We start from the raw sequence: 21,744 nt of genomic DNA on the forward strand, positions 1-21,744 counted from the left end.
CCGGAGCCCGGTGCGTGTGGCGGGCGGGGGCTGGTGCTGGTGGGTGCGTTGGCGGACCGGTGGGGGTACGGCGCACGACACGGGCCCGGAAAGGTCGTGTGGGCGGAGTTCGGGTCCGTTACCATCGGGCCATGACCTCCGTACCGTGCCGAAACTGGTGGCGCTCCTTCTAGGAGCGGCCACCTCCCCTCTGCACGGAATCAGGGCCGTTCGATATGGACGGCCCTTTTTTCTGCCCTCGTACGGGTACGGATGCCGGTGACCACGGCGGGCCGTCCTCCACGCAACCAGCATCGCGAGGAGAGAGACCCCCATGAGCATCGCCGCCGCATCGCCCGAACAGCGCACCGCCGACCTGGAGGCGCGGATCCACGAGGCGCCCGACCGGTTCCGGGTGATGACCGGGGACCGGCCCACCGGGACCCTGCACCTCGGGCACTACTTCGGCACCCTCCACAACCGCGTCCGGCTCCAGGAGCTCGGGGTGGACGTCTTCGTGATCATCGCCGACTACCAGGTGCTCACCGACCGGGACGTCGCCGACCGGCTCGGCGAGCACATGGAGGGGATGCTGCTGGACTACCTGGCCGTCGGGATCGACCCCGAACGTTCGACGATCTTCAACCACAGCGCCGTGCCCGCGCTCAACCAGCTGATGCTGCCGTTCCTGAGCCTGGTCTCCGTCGCCGAGCTGAACCGCAATCCCACCGTCAAGGACGAGATCGCGCACTCCCGGCAGTCGGCCGTCAGCGGGCTGATGTTCACCTATCCCGTGCACCAGGCCGCCGACATCCTGTTCTGCAAGGGGAACCTGGTGCCGGTCGGGCAGGACCAGCTGCCGCACCTCGAAGTCACGCGCACCGTCGCCCGGCGCTTCAACGAGCGGTACGGGGTGGTCTTCCCGGAGCCGGACGCGCTGCTCTCCGGCGCACCGCTCCTCCTCGGCACCGACAGCACCAAGATGAGCAAGAGCCGGGGGAACTCCATCGCGCTGGGCGCCGACGCGGACGAGACCGCCCGGCTGATCAAGGGCGCGAAGACTGATGCCGAGCGGTACATCACGTACGACCCCGAGAACCGGCCCGGTGTGGCCTCGCTCGTGCTGCTGGCGGCGCTCTGTCTGGACCGGGACCCGCGCACCGTGGCCGAGGAGATCGGCGGGGGCGGCGCGGCCTCGCTCAAGCGGACCGTGACCGAGGCCGTCAACAGCCGGATGGCGCCGATCCGGGCCCGGAGGGCGGAGTACGCGCGGGACATGGGGTACGTGCGGTCGGTGCTCCGGGCCGGGAACGAGCGCGCCAACGAGATCGCGACGGCGACGCTGGAGGAGGTGCGGAGGGTGATGGGCGGCGGACTCTAGGCTCTTTCGTTTGGGTCAGGCCAGGCGTCCCGGGCCGCCACGTCCAGGATCAGCGCCGCGATGTTCCAGGCGTCGTCCGCGCCGCTGTGGTGGCGGCCTTCCAGGGGGAGGCCCGCCACCTCCAGGGCCTGGGCCATGCCGGGGCGTTTGCGCAGGCCGTGGGCGGCGGTGAAGGGTAGCTTGGCGTTGGTGTGGCGGTGGCCGAAGGGGTACTGGGTCCGGGTGGCCCGGCACTGGCGGGTGAACTGGTTGCGGTCGTAGTCGCCCCAGCTCGCCCAGGGGCGTATGCCCGACTCGTGCTCGGACGCCAGCAGGCGGCAGGCCTCGGCGAAGGACACGCCCGTGTCCACCTCGGCCTGGGTGAGGCCGGTCAGTCCGGTGCAGAAGGGGCTGACCGTGGACCGGGCGGGACGGACCAGGATCCGGTGGCGGGCCAGCCGCTCACCCGCGCGCAGGTCGACCACCGTCAGGCCGACCTCGATGATCTCGCTGACCGCGCCCGGGGGCGGCTGCCCGTCCCAGCAGGTCGCCTCGATGTCGATCACGTTGAGGAGGTCGGGGTAGTCGGTGTCCATGGGGGCAGGGTAGGGAGCCGGACGCGTGCCGGGCATCCGGATTTCGGCGTCCGTCCACCTGCCCGGGGCCGTCACCGGGCCACGGGCCACCACCCGCCCGAACCGCCCCGTCACGCCCCCGGCGCCACCCGCAGTCGCCCCCGCAGCAGTTCGGCCAGGCCCCGGCGGGTCGCGGCGATGACCACGCGGTCCTCGGGGCGCAGTACGTACCCGGGGTGCAGGTCCCAGACCAGGCCGGACGGGCTGTCCGGGGAGAGCGGGGCCAGGTCCGGGCGGCGGTCGCCGGGCGGGGTGGCGTCCAGGGCGAGGACCCGCCAGGCGCCCGCCCGGAACGCCTGCTCCACCGTGCGGCCCTCCAACTGCCGGTGGCCCGCCACCTCGACCGCCGCGAACAGCATCACCTTGCGCTCGACCGGGATCGCGCCCAGGATCTGGCGGCCCATCATGGCGACCGCGAAGGCCGGGGCGGCCAGATGGGAGACGGAGCGGGAGCGGGTCACGGCCTGCGGGTGGGCGGTGCGCAGGGTGCGGTAGACGGCGGTGGCGAACTCGTCGTCGTACAGGCGCAGGGCCACCCGCAGGTCCGGCTTGACCGAGCGGGCGTAGAGGGCCGCCTCCAGGTTGGTGGTGTCGGCGCTGGTCAGGGCGAGGAGAGCGCGGGAGCGCTGGATCTTCGCCGCCTCCAGGACGCCCTCCTGCGTCACGTCGCCGAGGACCACCGGGACGTGCAGCCGGCGGGCGACCGCGATGCCGCGCGCGTCCGGGTCGTCCTCCACGCATACCACCGGTATGCCGAGTTCACGCAGCCGGACCAGGACCCGGGTGCCGATCTTGCCGAGGCCGAGCAGCACCACATGGCCGGACAGACCGCGTGGCGGGCGGCGCAGGGAGGAGGCCGTGCGGAGCGAGCCGAAGGCTTCCAGGACGCCCGCGACGAGGAGCGGGAGCAGCATCAGACCGGCCACGCCGGAGAGGAGCTGGATGACCTGTCGGGCCATCGGGTCACCGATCGCCGGGTCGCCCATCGCGAACAGGTCGAGCAGGGTGAGGTAGGTGGCGTGCAGCGGATCGTCGCCGGTGGTGAGCGTGGAGGCGACGGCGAGGGCCAGCACGGCCATGCCGACGCCCAGCGCCGACCAGCGCAGCCGACGCGAGAAGACCTGGCCGAGCGGCGCGCCCCGGCCGCTCATCCGGGTCGGCGGTCCGGCCGGGCCGGCCTGGCTGACCGCCTCCAGGACCACCGTGCCCCGGCCCGTCGCGGCGGCCACCTGCCGTTCGTCGGGCAGCAGCCGGGGGCCCTCGTCGCCGCTGCTGTCGGAGCCCTCGGTGCCCGCCGGGTCATGGGTGGTGGAGGAGAGCAGCGCGAGGGTGCACAGGCCGGGGTCGGCGATCTGGCCGCCCCCGGGCGGGGTGCGTTCGGCGGCGCGCAGCAGCAGGCCCTCTGCCTGGATGACCTTGCTGGAGCCGGTGAGGACGGTGGCCGCGAGGGCGGGGGCGGCGGTGTCGGCGTCGGAGAGGACGGTGGTGGAGGCGTCCAGGGCGGCCCGGTCCAGGCCGGGGGTGGCGAGCGCGGCGGCCTGGTCGAGCAGTGTCTCCAGGTGCTGGCCCAGCTTGCGGTTGTAGAGCCGGATGACCAGCCGGAGGCGGGGGTTGAGGCGGCGGGCGGTCAGCGCGGCGCGGATGTTGCGCTCGTCGTCGTCGTACACCAGGGCCAGGGCGGCGGCCGAGGCGACGCCCGCCTCCTCGAACGCCTCGTCGGAGGGCTCCGGGGCCTCCAGGATGCGGACCGGGTCGACCCCGGCGTTGGTGTCGTCCCCGAGCGAGTCGGCCCCGCCGCCGCTGCCGCCGTTGCGGTTTATCGCCGACGACATCCGGCCGAACAGTGCTGACGCCAACCCGCGTCCGGCCAGCGGCAGTTCGGGGCGGCGGGCGTCGCGTCCGGGCGGCAGGACGAGGGTGACCCGCTCCCCGTACACGTAGCGCAGTTCGACGGCGAGCCGCCGGGCCAGCGCGTCGTCGCCGCAGACGACCATGTGTCCGCTGAACGGGGAACGTTGGGGCTGCTGGGGAAGTGGGGGCACATGACCCAGCATGCCTGCTCCTCTCACGGATATCTGTCGGGCCGGTGATCTTCCGGCTGCCGGTTCAGTGGTCCTCGGCCGGCCCGGCGGGCCGGGAAGCCGCGTGCCGGGGCTGCGGGTTGGTGAGCACATGGCGCGGGTCCGCGACCTGGACGATCGCCGACTCGACCGCCGCGATGCGGTCCGCGAGGAGCCCCAGCGCGGCGACGGCCCGGGTCGTCGGGTCGCCGTCCGGGCCGCCGAGGGCCTGCGTGCGGACGTAGGAGGCGGTGATCTCGGACCAGCGCGCGGACTGTTCGGGGGTGAGCCGGCCGCGCAGCGCGGCGAGCTTGAGCAGGTTCGACTCCGCGCCGGTGGTCAGCGTCTGGGCCTCGCCCGTGTAGTGGTCGTCGATGACGTCGGACAGCTCCGCGTCGTTCATCACCGGCACGATCCGTTCGGCGATCTTGTTCATGTTGCGGTACGAGCCCTGGAGCCGGAACGGCGGCTCGGTGCGCGTCGCGTCGGTCTGCCCGGCCGAGGCGATGTACGCGGCGTTCACGGCCAGCACCGTGTCCCGGGCGGTCAGCAGATGGCGCAGCACCGCGACGATCCGGTCCACCTCGGCGGGTGTGTACGGGTGCTCCAGCCGGTCCGCGCGTGCCGCGCTGTCGCCGGAGGCGAGCCGTACGAACAGGGTGAGATCGTCGCGGGAACGCCCGGCGAGCGGTGCCAGCACCGGGTTGGCGGTCAGCGCGTTCTCGACGAAGCTCAGCGCGAAGACGTCCTCGCGGCCGCTCAGCACCTCGCCGAGGTTCCACACGTCGGCCCGGTTGGCGAGCATGTCCGGGATCCGGAAGCGTTCGCCCGACTCCGTGTACGGATTGCCCGCCATGCACACCGCGAACCGCTTGCCCCGCAGGTCGTGGCTGCGCGGCTCGCCGTCCCGCACGCCCTCGACGCGTCGGGTGGCGTCGCAGAGCGGGATGAACTTCTGGAGCAGTTCGGGGGAGGTGTGCTGGATGTCGTCGAGGTAGAGGAGCGTGTTGTTGCCGGACTCCAGCGCGAAGTTGATCTTCTCGATCTCCTGGCGGGCGGTCGCGGTGCGGGCCTGGGCCGGGTCGAGCGAGGTCACGTCGTGGCCCAGGTTCGGGCCGCTGATCTTGACGAGGACCAGGCCGAGGCGGTCGGCGACGTACTCCATCAGTGTCGTCTTGCCGTAGCCGGGCGGCGACACCAGCAGCAGCAGGCCCTGCGAGTCGGTGCGCCGGTCGGCGTCGGCGGTGCCGAGCTGCTTGGCGAGGCTGTCCCCGATCAGCGGCAGATACACCTCGTCCAGCAGCCGGTTGCGGACGAACGCCGACATGACGCGCGGCCGGTGGTCGTCCAGCCGCAGCCGGGCCCGCTCGGCGTTCACGAGCGCGGTGCGCCGGCGCTGGTAGGCGCGGAATCCGGGGACGCCCGCCGTACGGAACTCGGCTGTGCGGGCGAGGAGTTCGTCGAGCCGGACGGCCAGCGTGCCCCGGTTGATGCGCGGGTGCGTGCCGAGCAGGCCCTCCACCCGTGCGGTCAGCGGGGCCTCGCAGTCGTACCGGTCGAGCACCGGCTCCGGGCAGAGCTCCACGGCGACGGCCTCCGCGAGATCGCCCGCGTCGATTCCGGTGCCGTTCGCGGCGGCGTAGGAGGCGAGCCAGCCCTCGACGAGCTGGCGGCGGGCCGGCAGGTCGTCGCCGAGTGCGGCGAGATCCTCGTCGTACGCCCAAGTCCCTGTCGTACGGCGGAACTTGTCCAGGAAGGTGCGGGCGGCGGCGCTGGTCACGAATCCGGCCGGGCCGCTGGTCAGCTCCTCGAAGAGGTACGCGGCGACGGCGGCCGGGGCCGCGTCTGCGGTGGTTGGGGCCCCTGTCACGGCGGGCGGGGCCGCGCCTGCGGCGGAGGGGGCCCCGGTCACGGCGGGCGGGGCCTCGCCGCCGATGACGGCCGCCCACTCCTCCTGAAGGGCGTCGACGGCCGGGGCGAGGCCGAAGGTCTCGCGGGCGCGGGCCAGCGAGCGGGCCCGCCGGGTCCATGAGGTGCGCCGGGCCTCGTCCGTGCCGTACGCCCAGAAGAGTTGGGCGGTTGCCCGGACGGCGGGCGGGCAGCGCAGCAGCCCGGCCCCGGCGTGCAGCCGCAGCAGGGCGGCGAGGATCGCGGTGGCGTCCTCGTCGTGGACGCCACGCTGATAGCCCTCGTCGTACGCGGCGGCGGCCGACTCCCGTACGAGGGAGGCGAGTTCGGCCGGGGCCAGGGCGGCCAGGGTGTCCGCGCCCCGCTCGTCGAGCAGCCGGGCGGCCAGGTGCTCACCCCGGTAGACCTGCGGGGACTCGGAGGGGAGCGTCTGCTCCCAGTACGGGCGGGTGGCCTCGAACCCGGGGTCGGTGACCGGCGTCCGGTAGTCCGTGCCGGTGAGGGCGAACGCCAGCCGGTCCCCATGCGGGACGAGCGTCAGGTCGAAGGGCTGGGTGTTCACCGCGAACCGGTGCCGGCCCAGCCGGATCGTGGCGCCGCCGTCCGCGTACAGCTCACTGCGGTCGCGCAGCGCCCGCCCGGCCTCCTGGCGGGCGGCCAGCAGCTGCCCGTCGAGCTCCTCGGCCCGCACCGGATCGCCGAGTTCGCGCAGCTCGTCGGCGGTGCGGCGGATCTTGGCGGCCATCGGGTCGGAGGCCAGGAAGGTGTTCACGGCGTCCAGGTCCGGCAGCGCGGACAGCCGCCGGGAGACCGTCTCCAGGACCCGGGCCGCCGACTGGGCCAGCCGCTCGGCGCGCCGGGCGCGGGCGTCCTGGAGGGTCTGCTTGCGCGCCGAGAACGCCTCGTACACCTCCGTGCGGCGTTCGGCCAGCTCGGCGAGGAAGTCGTCGAACTCCGCGAACCGCGACTCCAGGTTTTCGAGCTGGAGCAGCAGTTTGGAAAGTTGATCGTCACAGGCGTCCGGGGTGTCCGCGGCGGCGATCGCCCCGGTGACGGCCTGCCCGAGCAGGGCGAACTCGGCGGCGAACTCGGCGCGGCCCTCGTGGTCGAGGAGTTCGCGGCGGCGGGCTTCGAGCGTGGCGCGGGCCCGGTTGACCCCGCCGAGGACCTCGGCGATCCGCTCCAGGATCGACGTGCGGACCGTGGTGTCGCCGATGTCGAGACCGGCGACGACATCCGTGACGGTGCTCAGGCCCTCCGTCATCGCGTTCAGCCGCTCGCCGAGCGCCGCCGCGTCCGCGACGGTGGCGAGCTCGGACGCCTCGGCGGTGAGAGCGGCGATGGACTCGTGGTAGCCGGCGAAGGCGTCGTCCCGGCCGAGGAAGGCGACGGCACGCTGCCCGGCCGATTCGAGGTCGGCGGCGGTCGCGGCGGAGAGTTCGGCGATCCGCCCGGTGTCCGCGTACCGCATCTCGGCCAGCGTCGCCAAGTGGCCGTGGGCGCGGCGCAGTTCGGTGAGCTGTGCCACCCAGGCGGCGGCCGAGCGAGGGGCCTCGCCGCGGATGCGGCGGACCAGGGCGGTGAGCCGGTCCGCCGTGTCGGTGAGGGCGTCGGCGGCCTGCCGGGTCAGCTCCCGCACGGTCTCGAACTCGGTCAGGACCTGCTCGGCGGTGGCCTTCAGCTCCGCCAACGGAGCGGCGAGTTCTCCGAGTTCGGCGTCGGTGAGCCAGTGGTAGCGGTCGGTGGCCCGGGTGCAGTCCGCGACCAGTTGCGCGTACACGGCGGCGGTCGGTGTGGTCTCGGCGGCGCTGTGCGCCAGCGCCAGGCAGTCGGAGATCCCGCGCACCAGATCGGCGTTGCCGACCCGGGCCAGCGGGCCGTTCCCGGCGGGGCGGGACGCGGCGTGGGTGTCGGAGACGTACGGGGTCCGCCAGCGCTGCAGGGGGTGGACCCGGGCCGGTTCGTCACCGGTGGTGGTGGTGCGCAGCAGGACGAGGGTGCCGTCGTCGAGCAGGGCGTGGCCGCGGCCCTGGAGCGGGGTGGCGACCTCCTGCCGGATCAGGTTGTAGGGCAGCAGCAGCCCGCGGCCGTCGTCGGGGGAGCGGAAGACGTAGAGGACGTCCTCGCCGTTCGGGGAGCGGACCGCGCCCTCGAAGACCGGGCCGGTGAGCGGCTCGGCGATGTCGAAGGTCTTGGCGGTGCCGGTGGTGAGGTAGTAGCCGCCAGGGAAGATGATCCCCTGGTCCTCCGGGAGACGGTGGCAGGCCGGACCGATGCCGTCGAGCCGCAGCACGGTGCCGAGCAGCGTGTTGAAGACCAGGTGGCGCCAGGACTCCTCGTTGTACGGGCGGACGCGCAGAAGGATCAGCGGCCCGATCGTGGCGTGCTCGACCTCCGCGTCGGCGAGCGACTGGAGGGGTTCGGCGACCGGCTCCTGGTAGATCCCGTCGGGGGTGTCGGTGTCGTTGGCCGTCTTGACGGTGAGGGTGCCGCCGAGCGTGTCGACGTAGAGCGCGGCGCTGTCCGCGCCGTCCCCGCCCACCGCGATGTGCGGATGCCGGCCCAGCACGTGCGACTCGCGTCCGGCGACGGTCCAGCTGAAGTCGTGCGACGGCGGGAAGACGTGGTCGCGGTCGCCGCGCGCGTCGAGGAACGCGCCCGGTGACCCGTCCGGGGCGAGCGCCCAGCGCAGCACCCGGATGCCGTCCGCGCTCTCGCCGGTACGGAAGACGGCGAGCAGTTTCCCGTCCACCAGGCGCAGCCGCAGCAGCCGGGCGTCGCGGTAGTAGCGGTGCAGTGCGGTGAACTCGCGTACGAAGTTCTCGTCGGCCAGCAGTCCGCCCGCGACGGGGGACTCCAACTCCGGCCGGTAGAGGGCGAGTACGTCGGACAGCTCGGCCGGGTCCGCAGCCCCCGGGCCGCGTTCGAAGCCGAACAGCAGCTGCCCGCCGACGGCCACCAGGTCGCGGGGGACGGCCGCATGGTCGGTGCGGATCTGCTCGGTGCCGGTGAGCCGGAGCTCGGTCGAGCCGAACTCCTCGGTGCGGCGCGCGTTCAGTTCCTCGGCGCGGCGGGCGAGCTCGGCGGCCCGGTCGCCGAGCCGGCGGCGCAGCACGTCGTACGTCCCCGCGTCCACGGGGCCGCCGGTGGGCGCTGCGGTCGTGGTGTCGGTGTCCATGCGTACGACTCTCCCTGCGAGGTGTTGCGAGCTGCGAGGTTTTGCGGGGCGGGTGGTGCGGGGTGCGGGGTGCGGGGGTGCGGGGGTGCGTCAGGCTGTCAGGTTGCGCGGCCTCCGGCCGCGCTGTGTCCTCAATCGCCGGACGGGCTTGATCTGCTCCGCCCGTCCGGCGATCGACGTTCGCCCTGTGTGCCCTGTGCGTTCTATGCGACCGGCGCGGACCCGTTCCGCGAGACGGGTACGGCGGTGGCGTCCGCCGCTCCGGTCGCCGCGGAGACATCCGCCCCCGTCGCCGCGGAGACACTCGGCCCGGTCAGTACGGAGACCGGCTGGTCAGCGAGGCCCAGTTCCTTCGCGGCGGCCAGCAGCTGCTGGATCTGCCCCGAGGAGACCCCGGCTCCCGGCGCCCGCATCATCCGCATCAGCAGCGCGGACACCGTCAGGTTCTGCACATCGCCGGTGGACACCGACCCGAGCACCCGGGTCAGGTCGTCCGTGAACGATGACGTGCCGTTCAGCCACGGACCGGCGAGGGCCTTCGCGGTGTCCGAGTTCTCCACGAACCCGTCGAAGCTCTTGCCCATCGAGACGGCCGAGACCAGCCGGTCGAAGAAGACCGACTCCCCGCCGACGATGTCGATGTCGGCGTTCTCCAGGCCCGTGGCCAGCACCGTGGCCTGCGCCTCGGCGACCTGCCGCTGCACGTCGAGGCCGGCCAGCCGGATCTCCTTCTCCGCGGCGAGCCGCAGCCGGTACTCCTCGTGCCCGCGCGAGGCGTCGTCCAGCGCCGCCATCGCGGCCGCCTTCTCGGTGAGGCCCGCCGCCTCGGCCTTCAGCTTCTCGCCGATCATCGCCGCGTCGGCCGTCGCCTGGGCCTGGGTGCCTTCCGCCGTGGCGAGCGCCTTGAGCCTGGCGCCCTCCGCCTCGGCCCTGAGCCGGGCGGACGTGGCCTCGGCCTCGGCGAGACCGGCCTTCTCGATGACATCGGCCTCCGCTTCACGCACCTGGATCTCCGCGAGGCCGGGCGCCGCGGACTCCGCCTGGATGCCTTCGGCCAGCCGCAGCTTCGCCTGGGCGTCCAGGTCCGCGGTCTTCAGCCGGGCCTCGGCGAGCGTCAGCTGCTCGGCGGCCAGGTGGGTGGCCGCGGCCTCGGCCGCCTCGGCGGCCTTGATGTCCTTGACCAGCTTCTCCTGGGCCTCCGCCTCGGCGGCGATGATGACCGACCTGCGGGTGCGCTCCGACTCCTCGACGGACCGCAGCGTCTTGATCGACTCCTCCTGCTCGGCGACCGTACGGTCCACCGCGATCCGCTCCCGGATCACGTCGGCGACCTCGCGGCGCTCGGCCTCGACCTCCTTCGTCGCGGCGATCCGGTTCAGCTCGGTCTGCCGCTCGCGCCCGATGACCTCGATCAACCGGTCCTTCTCGATGCGCTCGTTCTCCACCGCGATGACCCGCTCACGGTTCTTCTGCGCGACGGCGATCTCCCGGGCCTGGTTCTCGCGCTGGATGCCGAGCTGCTCCTCGGTACGGATGAACGCGGCTTGGGCGCCGAGCCGCTCCTCCTCCTGGACCTTGGCGGTGGCGGCCTCCTCGCGGGCCCGTAGCGTCTCGACCTCGCGGCGCTGCTTGATCTCGGCCTCGGCCTGCCGGCGCTCCAGCTCCAGGATGGTCTCCCGGGCGTCGACGTCCTGCCGGGTGATCTCCTTCTGCTCGGTGCGCTGGAACTCGTTGGTGCGCACGTGCTCGATCGCCGTCAGCTCGGTGATCTTGCGGATGCCCTGCGCGTCCAGGATGTTGGCGCCGTCGAGCTGCGTCATCGGCGTCTGCTCAAGGAAGTCGATCGCGGCGTCGTCGAGGTGGTAACCGTTCAGATCGGTGCCGATGACCCGGATGATCCGGTCCCGGAACTCCTCGCGCTTGGTGTACAGATCGACGAAGTCCAGCTGCTTGCCGACGGTCTTGAGCGCCTCGGCGAACTTCGCGCCGAAGAACTCCTGGATCGCCACCTTGTCGCTCGCCCGCTCGGTCCCGATGGACTGGGCGACCTTGATGACGTCCTCGACGGTCTTGTTGACCCGCACGAAGAAGTTGATGTGGATGTCTGCGCGGATGTTGTCCTGGCAGATCAGGCCCTCGCGCCCGGTACGGCGGATCTCGATGGTCTTCACCGAGATGTCCATGGTCTCGGCCTTGTGCAGGACCGGCAGGACGACGGCCCCGGTGAAGGTGACATCGACCTTCTTGGTCTTGGAGATGATCAGCGCCTTGCCCTGCTCGACCTTTCGGAAGAGCCGGCTGATGACGAGGAGCAGGGCGACGGCGATGAGCAGAACAACGGCTACGAGCACACCGAAGCCCAGGGTGATGGCATCCATGACAGTCCTTGCGGCTGGTGAGGAAGGTGGTGAAGGAGGGAGAGGGGTGCGGCGGCTTTGGCAGCGGGCGGCCCTGTGCCGGGCGCCCCGTCGCACGGCGGCGACGCGTCGGACGGGCGGTGCGGTCGGCGGGTGCCGCCGGTCCGCGCGGTCCCGGTGATCCGGGTGGTGCGGGCGGTCAGCCGGTGTGGCGTGGGGTGCGGCGCGCACCCGTGCGTGGTCGCGGCGTCGGCGGGCCCGGGTCCAGCGCCTTGTCGTAGGGCGAGACCCAGAAGAACTCGCCCTCCTCGTCGTACGCGTACAGGAGCCCCGCACTGCCCGCGGCGAGGGCCGGGCCGTCCGTCCCGGCGAGCAGCCTGACCTGGACGATCGCGGTGGAGCCGTCGTCCGCGGTGACCTCGGCCTGGCCGAAGTCGGAGCTGACGGAACCGGTGCGGACCGTGCAGACCCGGCCCAGGAAGTCCTGCCGCGACGGAGGCGGCTCGTCCGGGAAGCGCCGGCGGAAGCAGCGCACCAGGAGCCGGAGCACGGCCAGGCCGAGCAGCAGCGACCCGGCGAACACGGCGCAGGCCAGCGCGGCCCGGGTGAGGCCGGTGGTACCGCTGCGGTGCACCAGGACCGTACCGGTGAGGCTGGTGAACCAGCCGACGACGACCATCACGGAGACCGAGACGGTGACCGGCACCCCGCCGATCCCGGCCAGGTCGGTGTCGAGATCGCCGTCGAAGGAGTGGTGGTCGGCCGCACCGGCCAGCACCAGGAGCCAGAAGAGGACGACGACGGCCAGCGCGGCGCCGAAGAGAACGGCGGGAAAGGAGGTCGCCGCGCTCAGGAACTCCTGCATCCGTCCCACCCCTTCTCCTGCTGGGCGGCCGGCAGTGACTCCGCTGCTGCGGCACCGCGTGGCGCGGTGCCGCAGCAGTCGGGTCGTTCCCCCGTGTCCCCCCGTGTTCCCCCGGTTGGTGCTGACGGGATCGTGTCATTCGGGGCCGTCGGATCGCACTGCCGGGATCCGGCAATCTTTGCCCGTCCTTGATGCCGGGCACCGGCATCGGCCGGTATGCGTTGGGTGAGTGTCAAAGTCACGTCAGGACTGTGAGGAGAACGCGTGTCGGAGCCGGAGATTCCCGATGATCTTCTGCGGGGATATGACCGCATCCTGGCCGATGTGGCCGCCACCGGCCGCCGCCTCACCCGGGACGAGCTGGAGGACCGCCGCCTCCTGGGCCGGGAGGCCGCCGAGGCCGGGTTCCAGCTGCGCGCCCTGGTCGTCCGTCATATAACGGCGACCCGCACCGCCTGGCCGCTCGGCGCCGCGACCGACGGCGCGGCCACGGATTCGGTGCTGGCCGCGGTCGAGCAGGCCGTGGACGCCTTCGCGGACGGCTTCGAACGGGCCCAGCGGATGACCGTGCGGCGCGAGGAGGCGGCTCGCCGCGAGTTCATCGACGACCTGCTGTACGGGCGCAGCGATCTGGGCCGGCTCGCCGAGCGGGCCACCCGGTTCGGGCTGCGGCTGTCCCGCGCGCACGCGGTCGCGGTGGCGGCGGGCCCGGAGGCGTACACGGAGACCGATTCCGTGCCGCGCACGGTCGAGGCGGCGCTGCTCGCCCGGTTCGGCGGCCGGAAGATCCTGCTCACGACGAAGGACGGGCGGCTGGTCTGCATCGCCCCCGGCACCCAGCCCGACGTCCTGCGGTACTTCGCCAAGCAGTCGCACGCGGCGACGGACGGCGGCCGGGTCGCGGTGGGCCGTCCGCACCACGGACCCGGTGGCGTGGTCCACTCCTACGACGAGGCGCTGGACGCGCTGGAGCTCGCGGAGCGGCTGGATCTGGAGGATCCGGTACTGTACGCCGCCGATCTGCTGGTCTATCCGGTACTGACCCGCGACCGGCAGGCGATGGCCGATCTGGTCCGCAGCCAGCTGGGCCCGCTCCAGCAGGCCCGCGGAGGTGCCGAACCCCTGTTGAAGACGCTCGCCGTCTACTTCGATGCGGGCTGTGTGGCCGCGGAGACGGCCCGCCGACTGTCGCTGAGCGTGCGGGCGCTGACCTACCGGCTGGAGCGGATCCATCAGCTGACCGGCTCCGATCTATCGGATCCGGTCCACCGCTACACCTTGCAGACGGCGGTCATCGGCGCACGGCTGCTGGACTGGCCGGCCAAGGAGGTGTGACCCGGCCGCGGGCCCCGGAGAACGGGCCGGACGGACCGGAGCCGGAGGGGGGCCGGGGAAAGGAGTGGCCGGGGGCGCGCAGGGGGGAGTCGCGCACCCCCGGCCTGCCGGGCGCCGGCCGGTGGTCAGTCGGCGGCGCTTGTTCCGGCGGTTCGGGGCGCCGGACCGGGCAGCCGGTCCGGCGGGGGACGGAAGGGCCCGCAGGCCCTGGAGGGCCTAGAGGTCGAACTCGTGCGGCGGGAGGTCCAGCGCGAAGCACGCCTCGCGCACGACGGCCTGCTCCGACTTGTCGAAGTCGCCGTCGGCGCCGCCGATGACGATGCCGATCTGGATGACGGCACGGGCCTCGGCGGGCTTCTTCTTGGCCTTGCCGATCTCCTGGAGCACGCTGACCTTGCCGAAGGCGAAGTCGGCGGTGAGCTTGTTCACGTAGTCGTTGAAGCGGCGTTGGAGGTCGTCCGCCGGGAAGTTCTGCAGGACCTCGTTGGAGGCGATCAGTGAGGCGACGCGCTGACGCTCGGACGGGTCGATGGAACCGTCGGCGGCGGCGACCAGGGCACACATCGCCATGCTCGCGTCGCGGAACGCCCCGCTCTTCAGGTCGTTCTTCTTGGCTTCCAGCTGCGACTGCATCGACGAGGCGGATTCCTTGATCCGATCCCACAGTGCCATGACGTCTCCATACGTTGCTTGCGTTGCGTTGCCGGATGAATCCCAACTCTACAGACGTGTAGAAGTTAGCAGCAGGGGCGCCCGCTGTGCTCCGGAAACGGCGGTAAGTAGGATGCTGCGACGCCGCGGCCGACGCGGCATCGCAGAAGGGCGGACCCCCGATGGACTCGGCCAGGCCCAGCCACCACTCGGACAACGAACCACCACGCGACGGAGTGCCCGCCCCCGCGGAACCGTTCCCCGGTGCGGTGGACCCCGAAACCGGGCACCCCGAAAGCCGGCGGCTGCGCAGGCGCGGGCAGGGCGAACTGGAGGCCCAGGTCCTCGCCGTACTGCACTCGGCGGACGGCCCCGCGACGGCCGGCTGGGTCCAGGAGCACCTCGAAGGCGACCTCGCCTACACCACCGTCATCACGATCCTCTCCCGTCTCTACGCGAAGAAGGCCGTGACCCGCTCCCGCGAAGGGCGCTCCTACACCTGGACGTCGGCCTCCGACGAGGCCGGTCTTGCCGCACTGCGGATGCGCCGGGTGCTGGACGGCGAACGCGACCGGGAGGCCGTGCTCGCCCGTTTCGTCTCGGCCCTCTCCCCCGGTGACGAGGAACGCCTGCGCGCCCTGCTGGCACGCGCGGACGCCCCGGACGATCCGCGAAACCCCCGTGACACGGAAGGCCTGTAGCCCGCCGATGGGTGTCTTCGTCTGCCTGCCGCTCGTGCTGCCGCTGACCGCGCTGCCGATCGCGCGCCTGGCCGAACAGCATCTGCACCCCCGCAGCGCGACCCGGCTGCTCGCCGTCGTCGGCGCGCTGCTCGCCCTGTGCAGCACGCTCTGCCTGGGGCTGCTGATGGTGGTGGGTACCGCGCAACTCCCCGGCAATCCGCTGCCGGACAGCTGGTCGGACCCGGAGGTCCGGGACGCGGTGCCGTACGAGGAGAAGGCGGGCATCGTCGCGATCGGAGTGCTGGCGGTGGTGCTCGGGGCGTGCGGGTGGACGGTGTTCCGCCATGTCCGCCAGCGCGTCCGCGCGGGCCGTGCGCTGGCCGCCGCGCCCTCCGTCGTCTCCGGCGACGTCGCGCTGCTCCCGGACCCGGAGCCGTACGCCTACGCGCTGCCCGGAAGTCCGGGCCGGGTCGTCGTCTCGACCGCGATGACCGAGTGTCTGGACGCCCGTGAGCGGCGGGCCCTGATCGCCCACGAGCGGGCCCATCTGGCCGGCCGGCACCACCGCTACCTGCTGGCCGCCCAACTCGCGGCGCGCGCCAACCCGTTCCTGCTGCCGCTGCGTACCGCGGTGTCGTTCAGCACCGAGCGGTGGGCGGACGAGGAGGCCGCGTGCGCGGTCGGGGACCGGAGGGTGGTGGCGGTCGCGGTCGGCAAGGCGGCGCTGTACTCGCACCGGGCGCCGGACGTCCCGGCCGGTCTCGCGGCCTTCGCGGCCCCGGCGGGCCCGGTGCCGCGAAGGGTCGAGGCGCTGCTCGTCCCGGTGCCGCCGGTCCGGCTGTGGCCGCCGTCGTCCGCGCATGTCGCCCTCGCGGCGCTGGTCGCGGCGGTGGGCACGGCGGCCTCTGCGCTGTCGTCGCTCAACGCGGCCGTGACGCTGGTGGGGATCCTGCGCGCGGCGACCCCGCTATGAGCCGTACGAAGGGGATGGACTCACCGGCCCGCCGGTAGCCGTCCGCGCTCCCGTCGGTCTCGTACCCCAGGTACGAGCAGAGCCGGTGCGCGAGAGCGGGGTGCCGTGCCGCGTACCGTGCCATCAGCTCGCCGCCCTCCTCGGCCGCCACGAACTGCGCGGTCACCACGTGGAACCGGCGGCCCGCCTGCACGGTGGCCTGCGGCGTACGGACCAGGTTCCGGTACCAGTCGGCACCGGGCCCGAACCCGGACGCGACGGTCCAGCAGCGCCGCCCGTCCGCCACCGTCGACTCGACGACCTCGATCGTGGTGCGCCGGGCGAGGCCGGAGACCCGGCCGGTGTGGACGAGCAGCAGCAACCGCCCCCGGAACAGCGGCCCGAGCCCCATCCGGAAGAGATGCGACGGGAGCCGCGCGGCCGTGCGCCGCCAGCCGGTCGGCGGGGGTGGGCGGTGCGGGTCGGCGGGGTCGGGGAGCTGAGGCGTCACTATGCAAACGTTGCATAGTCCAAAGGTTTGTGCCACCGTCCGGCACCCCTGTCCCGCGCCGGTGCCCAGGTTCCGGTACGGATTCGAGTACTGCGGACCGGCACGGTACAAAGGGGCATGGCCGCGCGCGAACAGGCACCCGAGGAACGGTCCCCGGGCCGGGGCAGGGACGACGTCGACGAGGTGACCCGTGCCGTGCTGACGGCCTCCAGGCTGCTCGTCGCCGTCTCCGCCCGCTCGCTGGCCGCGGTGGAGGACCGGGTGACGCTGCCGCAGTTCCGGCTCCTGGTGGTGCTGTCCACACATGACGAGGTCAAACTCGTGACGCTCGCCGAGCGGCTCGGGGTGAACCCGTCGACCGCGATGCGCATGCTGGACCGGCTGATCGTCGCGGGGCTGGCCGAGCGGCGGGTGAACCCCGCCAACCGCCGCGAGACGGTGCTGCGGGTCACGCCCGGGGGCCGCCGGCTCGTCGAGGACGTCACGGCGGGCCGTCGCCGGGAGATCGCGGGCATCGTCGAGCGCCTCGCCCCGGAGCAGCGCGCCGCCCTGGTCGACGCGCTGACCGCGTTCACCCTGGCGGGCGGCGAGCCGTCCGTGCCGGGGGACGGCACGGACGGGTACCCGCTGGGCTGGACGTCGGACCTGCCGGCCCGCGACGGCGGCTGACGCCCGCGACGGCGGTGGCTGACGTCCGCGACGGTGGCCGGGCTAAGGCAGGGCGCGCGCGCGACGGTGGCCGGGCTCAGCAGGGCGCGCCCGTCACGGCGGCCGGGCTCAGTCGGCGGAGGAGGCGAACTCTTCCTGGACGGCGGGCACCGGACGTGCCACGGGGGCCTCGCCGCTCCCCTTGCTGCCGCCGCTTCCGCCGCTGCTGTCGTTCCGGCCGCGCCACGCCTGGATCCTGGCGACGACGGGCTGGGTCCAGCGGGCCGTGAGCGGTCCGACGATGACGAGGATGAGGACGTACGCGGTGGCGATCGGCCCGATCCGGGGCTCGGTCGCCACGGCCAGTCCGGCGATGACGATGGAGAACTCACCGCGTGCGACGAGCGTTCCACCGGCCCGCCAGCGCCCGCGCGAACCGATTCCGGCCCGCCGGGCCGCGTACCAGCCGGTGGCGATCTTGGTGAGGACGGTGACGATCGCCAGCAGCGCCGCGGGGAGCAGCACCGGCGGGATCTCGGCCGGGTTGGTGGAGAGCCCGAAGAACACGAAGAAGACGGCGGCGAACAGGTCCCTCAGCGGCGTGAGCAGCTTGCGCGCCCCCTCGGCGACCTCGCCCGAGAGCGCGATCCCGACCAGGAACGCGCCGACGGCGGCGGAGACCTGCAACTCCTGGGCCACGCCCGCCACCAGCACGGTCAGCCCGAGGACGACCAGGAGCAGCATCTCCGGGTTGTCCGAGGACACCGCCCGGCTGATGAGCCGGCCGTGCCGCAGCGCCAGATAGAGCACGAACCCGACGGTGCCGAGCGCGATGAGCAGGGCGATGCTGCCCCCGGCGAGGCCGACGCCCGCGAGCATCGCGGTGAGCAGCGGCAGGTAGACGGCCATCGACAAGTCCTCGATGACGAGGACGCCGAGGATGACGGGTGTCTCCCGGTTGCCCAGCCGTCCGAGGTCGGTGAGCACCTTCGCGATGACCCCGGACGAGGAGATCCAGGTGACCCCGGCCAGCGCGACCGCCCCCACGGGGCCCCAGCCGAGCAGCAGCGCGGCGACGGCTCCCGGAGTCGCGTTGAGTACGAAGTCCACGGCCCCGGACGGGTATTGGGTCTTGAGGCTGGTCACCAGTTCCGAGGCGCTGTACTCCAGTCCGAGCAGGAGCAGCAGCAGGATGACGCCGATCTCGGCGCCGACGGCGGTGAATTCCTCACTGGCCCCGAGCGGCAGCAGCCCGCCCTCGCCGAACGCGAGCCCGGCCAGCAGGTACAGCGGGATCGGCGAGAGCCCTATCCGTCCGGCGAAGCGGCCGATGATGCCCAGTCCCAGAATGACGGAGCCGAGCTCCACCAGCAGTGCGGTCGTGTCGTGCACGGTCAGCCCTCCGCGATGATCTCGGAGAGCGTGTCGACGCCCTCGCGCGTTCCGACGGCGACCAGGGTGTCGCCGATGGCCAGCCGGAAGTCCGGCCCGGGAGACGGATGAGCGCTGTGCGTCCGCAGTACCGCCACGATCGAGGCCCCCGTCCGGGTCCGCGCCTTCGTGTCCCCGAGCAGCCGCCCGCCGTACGGGGAGCGGGTCCCGAGCGGGATGTGCTCGGTGACCAGGTCGATGCCGTCGGTGCGTACGGCGTCGATGGGCGCCGAGTCGATGAGGTGCGCGAGGCCGGTGGCCTCCTGCGGTGTCAGGGGTACCGAGAGCCGGCAGGAATCAGGGTCGTCCTGGTCGTAGAAGCCGATGAACCGCCGTCCGTCGTGGTGGACGACGACGGAGATGTGCTGTCCCGACTCGGTCGTGTAGTCGTACTGCACACCGACTCCGGGCAGCGTGGTGCGGTGGGTTCCCATGGCTTCCTCCCGAGGGTGCGGCGGCTCTTGACGCACTTGGTGATCTCTTTATCTGCGCATTACCTTATCCGGAGGCTCCCGCCGCCTTCGGGGCGTGGGGCGTCGGGTCCGCATCCGGCATGCTCGGAGCGCCGTGGTCCCCCGACGCGCGCGGCGATCCCCCTACGAGTGCGCGGCGGACTCCACGAGCCCTTGGATGCCGTCGAGTACGCAGGTGAGGCCGGAGGCGAGGGGGTCGTCCTCGGTGGGGGCGAAGCCTCCCTCGGCGAGGGTCCGGGTGAGGGCGAGGAACCGGTCGGCGTGCACGGTGAGGTGGTGGGCGGTGAGGCGGTCCCGCTCCCTGGCCCGCGTCCTGCCTGCGCTCGACGGCGCTCGGCAGGGTGTGTGACAGGGGGAGGCGCCCGAGCGAGGTGCCCGAGCGGCTCCCGCCCGGTCGCGCTGTTGCCCTGAGGCGGACGGCGGGCTCGTCGTATCCCGTGGCGCCGGCCCGCACGATCCGCCGGCCCGCACGATCCGCCGGCCTCACGCCTCTGTCGGCCCGGCGCGGGGGACGCGTCACCGACGCCCTGATGTGCCGGTCAGCCGTGCCTCGCGACGCTGTAGACGCACAGGGCGACCACACCGGCGACGCAGGCGAGGATCACCCATGAGCTGAAACTGGTGTGTTTCCCCCGGCCTTTGGGCCGCGCCGCCTTCCCGGACCGCTTGGACCGCTTGGACCGTTTGGACTGCCCGGTCGCAGCCCGTCCCGGCGCGACCGGCGCTACATCGGCCGCCGCCTCGGCGAGCAGACGGCGGCAGGTCGCGGCGAGCACGTCCGTACCGGCGGAGAGGGGCACCACGGCCTCCGAACGTGCCGGAGCGGTGGTGCCGCCGTCCAGAATGCGCCCGGCGCGTACGAGGGCCTCGTCCCGGCGGCCCGTCGGAGCGAGGCTGATCCACCGCCGTACGTGCTCACCCCGGATGACCACACCGCCGGACCGCTCCCGGTACACGGTGTGTTCCCGCCACAATATCTGTCCCAATTCCCCGGCGGTGTCTCTCAGTTGTGCGCTCACAACCCCTCCCCCTCCACCCAGCCGCAAATCGAACAAGCATCGCACTTTAGCGGCAGGTGCAGAGCGGGGGTCCAGCAGTCCACCCAGCGGCCGTCGGCAGCGCCCGGCCCCGGCGAACGCGACCGGGGGAAGGCCGCCGCCGGTCAGCTTCCGGCGGAGGATCGAGTGCCGGGGTTCGCCCCGGGGACACCGGCCCTTACATGCTGTCGGGCGGGATGGGTGTGGCCTGGTGGTAGTACATCTGCCAGGTTGCGGCCGCACCCTGCTTGCGCCAGAGCGAACTCCGCCGTGCCCGGTTTCCGTCCGAGACGGTCTCGTAGGTGAGGTGCACCAGCCCGGGTGCCAGCAGGACACCGGTGAACTTCGAGGGCTCATAGTGCGGACCGCTGTCTGCCGCACCGTCCAGCTCGGGCAGCGCGGCGAGCATCTCGTCGTACGTCCACCGCCGTCCCGAAGCGCCGACCTCCACGAAGTCCGGGTCCATCAGCTGTCGGGCGAGCGGGCGTGACATGCGCACGCTGGGGTCCATAAGGCGCAGCTCGCCTGTGATCGCCTCGCGTACCTCATCCGTCTCTTGGCTCATGCGGACATCTTCGTCCGGGCGGCCGGGCCCATCGCAACCGAGTTACCACGCGCAGAGCACAGTTTGACGAGAGTCCCTGGGGCGCCGGAGCCGCGCGCGTCAGTGCGGGTGAGACCCGCTCACCGCACCGGGAAGCCGTAGGAGTATCCCTGCTGCCTCAGCCAGGGCAGGATCTCGCGCAGCGCGCCCAGGGTCTGGGAGCGGTCGCCTCCCGCGTCGTGGAAGAGGACGGTCGGACCGTTGGTGATCTCGCGCTTGACGGTGGCGACCATGGTGTCCACGCCGGGACGCTCGAAGTCCTTGGAGTCGACGTTCCAGCCCAGCGGCCGCATCCCCCGGGACGCGGCGAGGTGCCGGCTGTACGGGGTGAAGGCGCCGCCCGGGGCCCGGTAGTACTGCGGCCGGACGCCCCCGGACGCCTTGGTGATCATGCGTTCGGCGTCCAGGATCTGCTTGGACTGGTAGGCCTCGGACTTGGTGTCCATGGTGGTGTCGTGCGAGACGGTGTGGTTGCACAGCCGGTGCCCGGCCGCCACGACATCCTTGACCAGGTCCGGGTGTGCCTGGGCCTGCGTGCCCACCATGCAGAAGGTGGCCTTCACACCGTTGTCCTTCAGCAGTTGCAGCACCTGCGGCGTCCAGGACGGGTCCGGCCCGTCGTCGATGGTGATGTTGACGCCCCGGGCGCCGCGGTCCGAGGCGTGCGCGATGTCCGCCGCCACCTTGGTCACGTTCCGGTCCTGGGCACGGCCGTCCGGCACCGATACACCCGCTTGCGGCTGCTGCCCTGCGGCGGTGTCCGCCTGTGCGGTCCACACCGAGGTGGCCGCCGCCATCGCCGTGACCCCGAGCGCCGCCCCGAGAAGCTTGCTGTGCCATCGCCTTCCCTTGTGCTTCGCCATGTCCGCCCGCCCCTTTGTCGTCTTCGCCGATGCCCTGCACCTATGAAGACATACGAACGCCCGTACGGGATCCCTCTGTTACCGATCGCGGACGAATCCGCAGGGGATCGGCGACAGACGGAGCGGGGCAACGGCCTCGAAAAGGTACTGGAGTCGGGTCCGGTCTGCCCCGTATCCGAGTTTATGGAGAACGAACCCGATCCCCTGCCGTGGC

At 72.6% G+C, this 21,744-nt stretch carries 18 protein-coding genes; 5 read left to right on the forward strand and 13 right to left on the reverse strand.

Annotated elements, in window-relative coordinates:
* Positions 1 to 313: 313 nt before the first annotated feature.
* Positions 314 to 1,360, forward strand: coding sequence for a tryptophan--tRNA ligase (gene trpS / locus OHA19_RS21030; RefSeq protein WP_405714408.1), 1,047 nt, complete (start codon positions 314 to 316; stop codon positions 1,358 to 1,360).
* On the opposite strand, the gene OHA19_RS21035 is transcribed toward trpS, so the two are convergent.
* From OHA19_RS21035 to OHA19_RS21055, 5 genes are all read right to left on the reverse strand, one after another.
* Positions 1,357 to 1,935 (reverse strand): exonuclease domain-containing protein, encoded by a 579-nt coding sequence (locus tag OHA19_RS21035; protein WP_405714406.1) that lies wholly within the window; start codon positions 1,933 to 1,935, stop codon positions 1,357 to 1,359. The genes trpS and OHA19_RS21035 overlap by 4 nt on opposite strands.
* 110 nt (positions 1,936 to 2,045) lie before the next feature.
* Positions 2,046 to 4,028, reverse strand: a complete 1,983-nt coding sequence (locus tag OHA19_RS21040) for a potassium channel family protein (RefSeq protein ID WP_405714404.1) — start codon at positions 4,026 to 4,028, stop codon at positions 2,046 to 2,048.
* A 52-nt stretch (positions 4,029 to 4,080) separates the two neighbouring features.
* Positions 4,081 to 9,120, reverse strand: coding sequence for a DNA repair ATPase (locus OHA19_RS21045; protein ID WP_405751130.1), 5,040 nt, complete (start codon positions 9,118 to 9,120; stop codon positions 4,081 to 4,083).
* 203 nt (positions 9,121 to 9,323) lie between these two features.
* Positions 9,324 to 11,498, reverse strand: a complete 2,175-nt coding sequence (locus tag OHA19_RS21050) for a flotillin family protein (RefSeq protein ID WP_405751133.1) — start codon at positions 11,496 to 11,498, stop codon at positions 9,324 to 9,326.
* A gap of 178 nt (positions 11,499 to 11,676) precedes the next feature.
* Positions 11,677 to 12,342, reverse strand: coding sequence for a hypothetical protein (locus OHA19_RS21055; RefSeq protein ID WP_405753294.1), 666 nt, complete (start codon positions 12,340 to 12,342; stop codon positions 11,677 to 11,679).
* A 264-nt stretch (positions 12,343 to 12,606) separates the two neighbouring features.
* On the opposite strand from OHA19_RS21055, the gene OHA19_RS21060 reads away from it, so the two are divergent.
* A complete protein-coding gene (locus tag OHA19_RS21060; protein WP_405751136.1) occupies positions 12,607 to 13,677 on the forward strand; it encodes a PucR family transcriptional regulator in 1,071 nt (356 codons plus the stop codon).
* Positions 13,678 to 13,893: 216 nt separating this feature from the next.
* On the opposite strand, the gene OHA19_RS21065 is transcribed toward OHA19_RS21060, so the two are convergent.
* Positions 13,894 to 14,349 (reverse strand): tellurite resistance TerB family protein, encoded by a 456-nt coding sequence (locus OHA19_RS21065; protein WP_093899464.1) that lies wholly within the window; start codon positions 14,347 to 14,349, stop codon positions 13,894 to 13,896.
* Positions 14,350 to 14,510: 161 nt separating this feature from the next.
* Here OHA19_RS21065 and OHA19_RS21070 point away from each other — a divergent pair, with 161 nt between their 5' ends.
* Both OHA19_RS21070 and OHA19_RS21075 read left to right on the forward strand, forming a co-directional pair.
* Entirely contained in the window at positions 14,511 to 15,029 is a 519-nt protein-coding gene (locus OHA19_RS21070) for a BlaI/MecI/CopY family transcriptional regulator (protein ID WP_405714396.1), read from the forward strand.
* A gap of 7 nt (positions 15,030 to 15,036) precedes the next feature.
* Positions 15,037 to 15,984 (forward strand): M56 family metallopeptidase, encoded by a 948-nt coding sequence (locus OHA19_RS21075; RefSeq protein WP_405751138.1) that lies wholly within the window; start codon positions 15,037 to 15,039, stop codon positions 15,982 to 15,984.
* On the opposite strand, the gene OHA19_RS21080 is transcribed toward OHA19_RS21075, so the two are convergent.
* Complete coding sequence (locus tag OHA19_RS21080) at positions 15,932 to 16,474, reverse strand: nitroreductase family deazaflavin-dependent oxidoreductase (RefSeq protein WP_405751140.1); 543 nt, start codon at positions 16,472 to 16,474, stop codon at positions 15,932 to 15,934. The genes OHA19_RS21075 and OHA19_RS21080 overlap by 53 nt on opposite strands.
* A 117-nt stretch (positions 16,475 to 16,591) precedes the next feature.
* On the opposite strand from OHA19_RS21080, the gene OHA19_RS21085 reads away from it, so the two are divergent.
* Positions 16,592 to 17,143 carry a MarR family winged helix-turn-helix transcriptional regulator gene (locus OHA19_RS21085; RefSeq protein WP_405751142.1) on the forward strand — a complete coding sequence of 184 codons (552 nt, stop codon included), beginning with the start codon at positions 16,592 to 16,594 and terminating at the stop codon, positions 17,141 to 17,143.
* 108 nt (positions 17,144 to 17,251) lie between these two features.
* Here the strand turns inward: OHA19_RS21085 and OHA19_RS21090 are convergent, their stop codons facing one another.
* The 6 genes from OHA19_RS21090 to OHA19_RS21115 all read right to left on the reverse strand — a co-directional run bounded on the left by OHA19_RS21090 (position 17,252) and on the right by OHA19_RS21115 (position 21,530).
* Positions 17,252 to 18,514: a cation:proton antiporter gene (locus tag OHA19_RS21090; RefSeq protein WP_405714388.1), complete on the reverse strand. Its 1,263-nt coding sequence runs from the start codon at positions 18,512 to 18,514 to the stop codon at positions 17,252 to 17,254.
* Between the two features lie 2 nt (positions 18,515 to 18,516).
* Positions 18,517 to 18,987, reverse strand: coding sequence for a cation:proton antiporter regulatory subunit (locus OHA19_RS21095; RefSeq protein WP_397795030.1), 471 nt, complete (start codon positions 18,985 to 18,987; stop codon positions 18,517 to 18,519).
* A 162-nt stretch (positions 18,988 to 19,149) separates the two neighbouring features.
* The gene (locus tag OHA19_RS21100) at positions 19,150 to 19,293 is read right to left on the reverse strand and encodes a hypothetical protein (RefSeq protein WP_405714384.1); all 144 of its coding nucleotides are present in this window, start codon (positions 19,291 to 19,293) and stop codon (positions 19,150 to 19,152) included.
* A 272-nt stretch (positions 19,294 to 19,565) separates the two neighbouring features.
* The gene (locus OHA19_RS21105) at positions 19,566 to 20,045 is read right to left on the reverse strand and encodes a hypothetical protein (RefSeq protein ID WP_405714382.1); all 480 of its coding nucleotides are present in this window, start codon (positions 20,043 to 20,045) and stop codon (positions 19,566 to 19,568) included.
* A gap of 196 nt (positions 20,046 to 20,241) precedes the next feature.
* Positions 20,242 to 20,628 carry a DUF4440 domain-containing protein gene (locus OHA19_RS21110; protein WP_405714380.1) on the reverse strand — a complete coding sequence of 129 codons (387 nt, stop codon included), beginning with the start codon at positions 20,626 to 20,628 and terminating at the stop codon, positions 20,242 to 20,244.
* A 119-nt stretch (positions 20,629 to 20,747) separates the two neighbouring features.
* Entirely contained in the window at positions 20,748 to 21,530 is a 783-nt protein-coding gene (locus OHA19_RS21115; protein WP_405751145.1) for a polysaccharide deacetylase family protein, read from the reverse strand.
* Positions 21,531 to 21,744: the final 214 nt, after the last annotated feature.

The organism is Streptomyces sp. NBC_00012, assembly GCF_045040875.1.
In the GTDB taxonomy this organism is placed as follows: Bacteria; Actinomycetota; Actinomycetes; order Streptomycetales; family Streptomycetaceae; genus Streptomyces.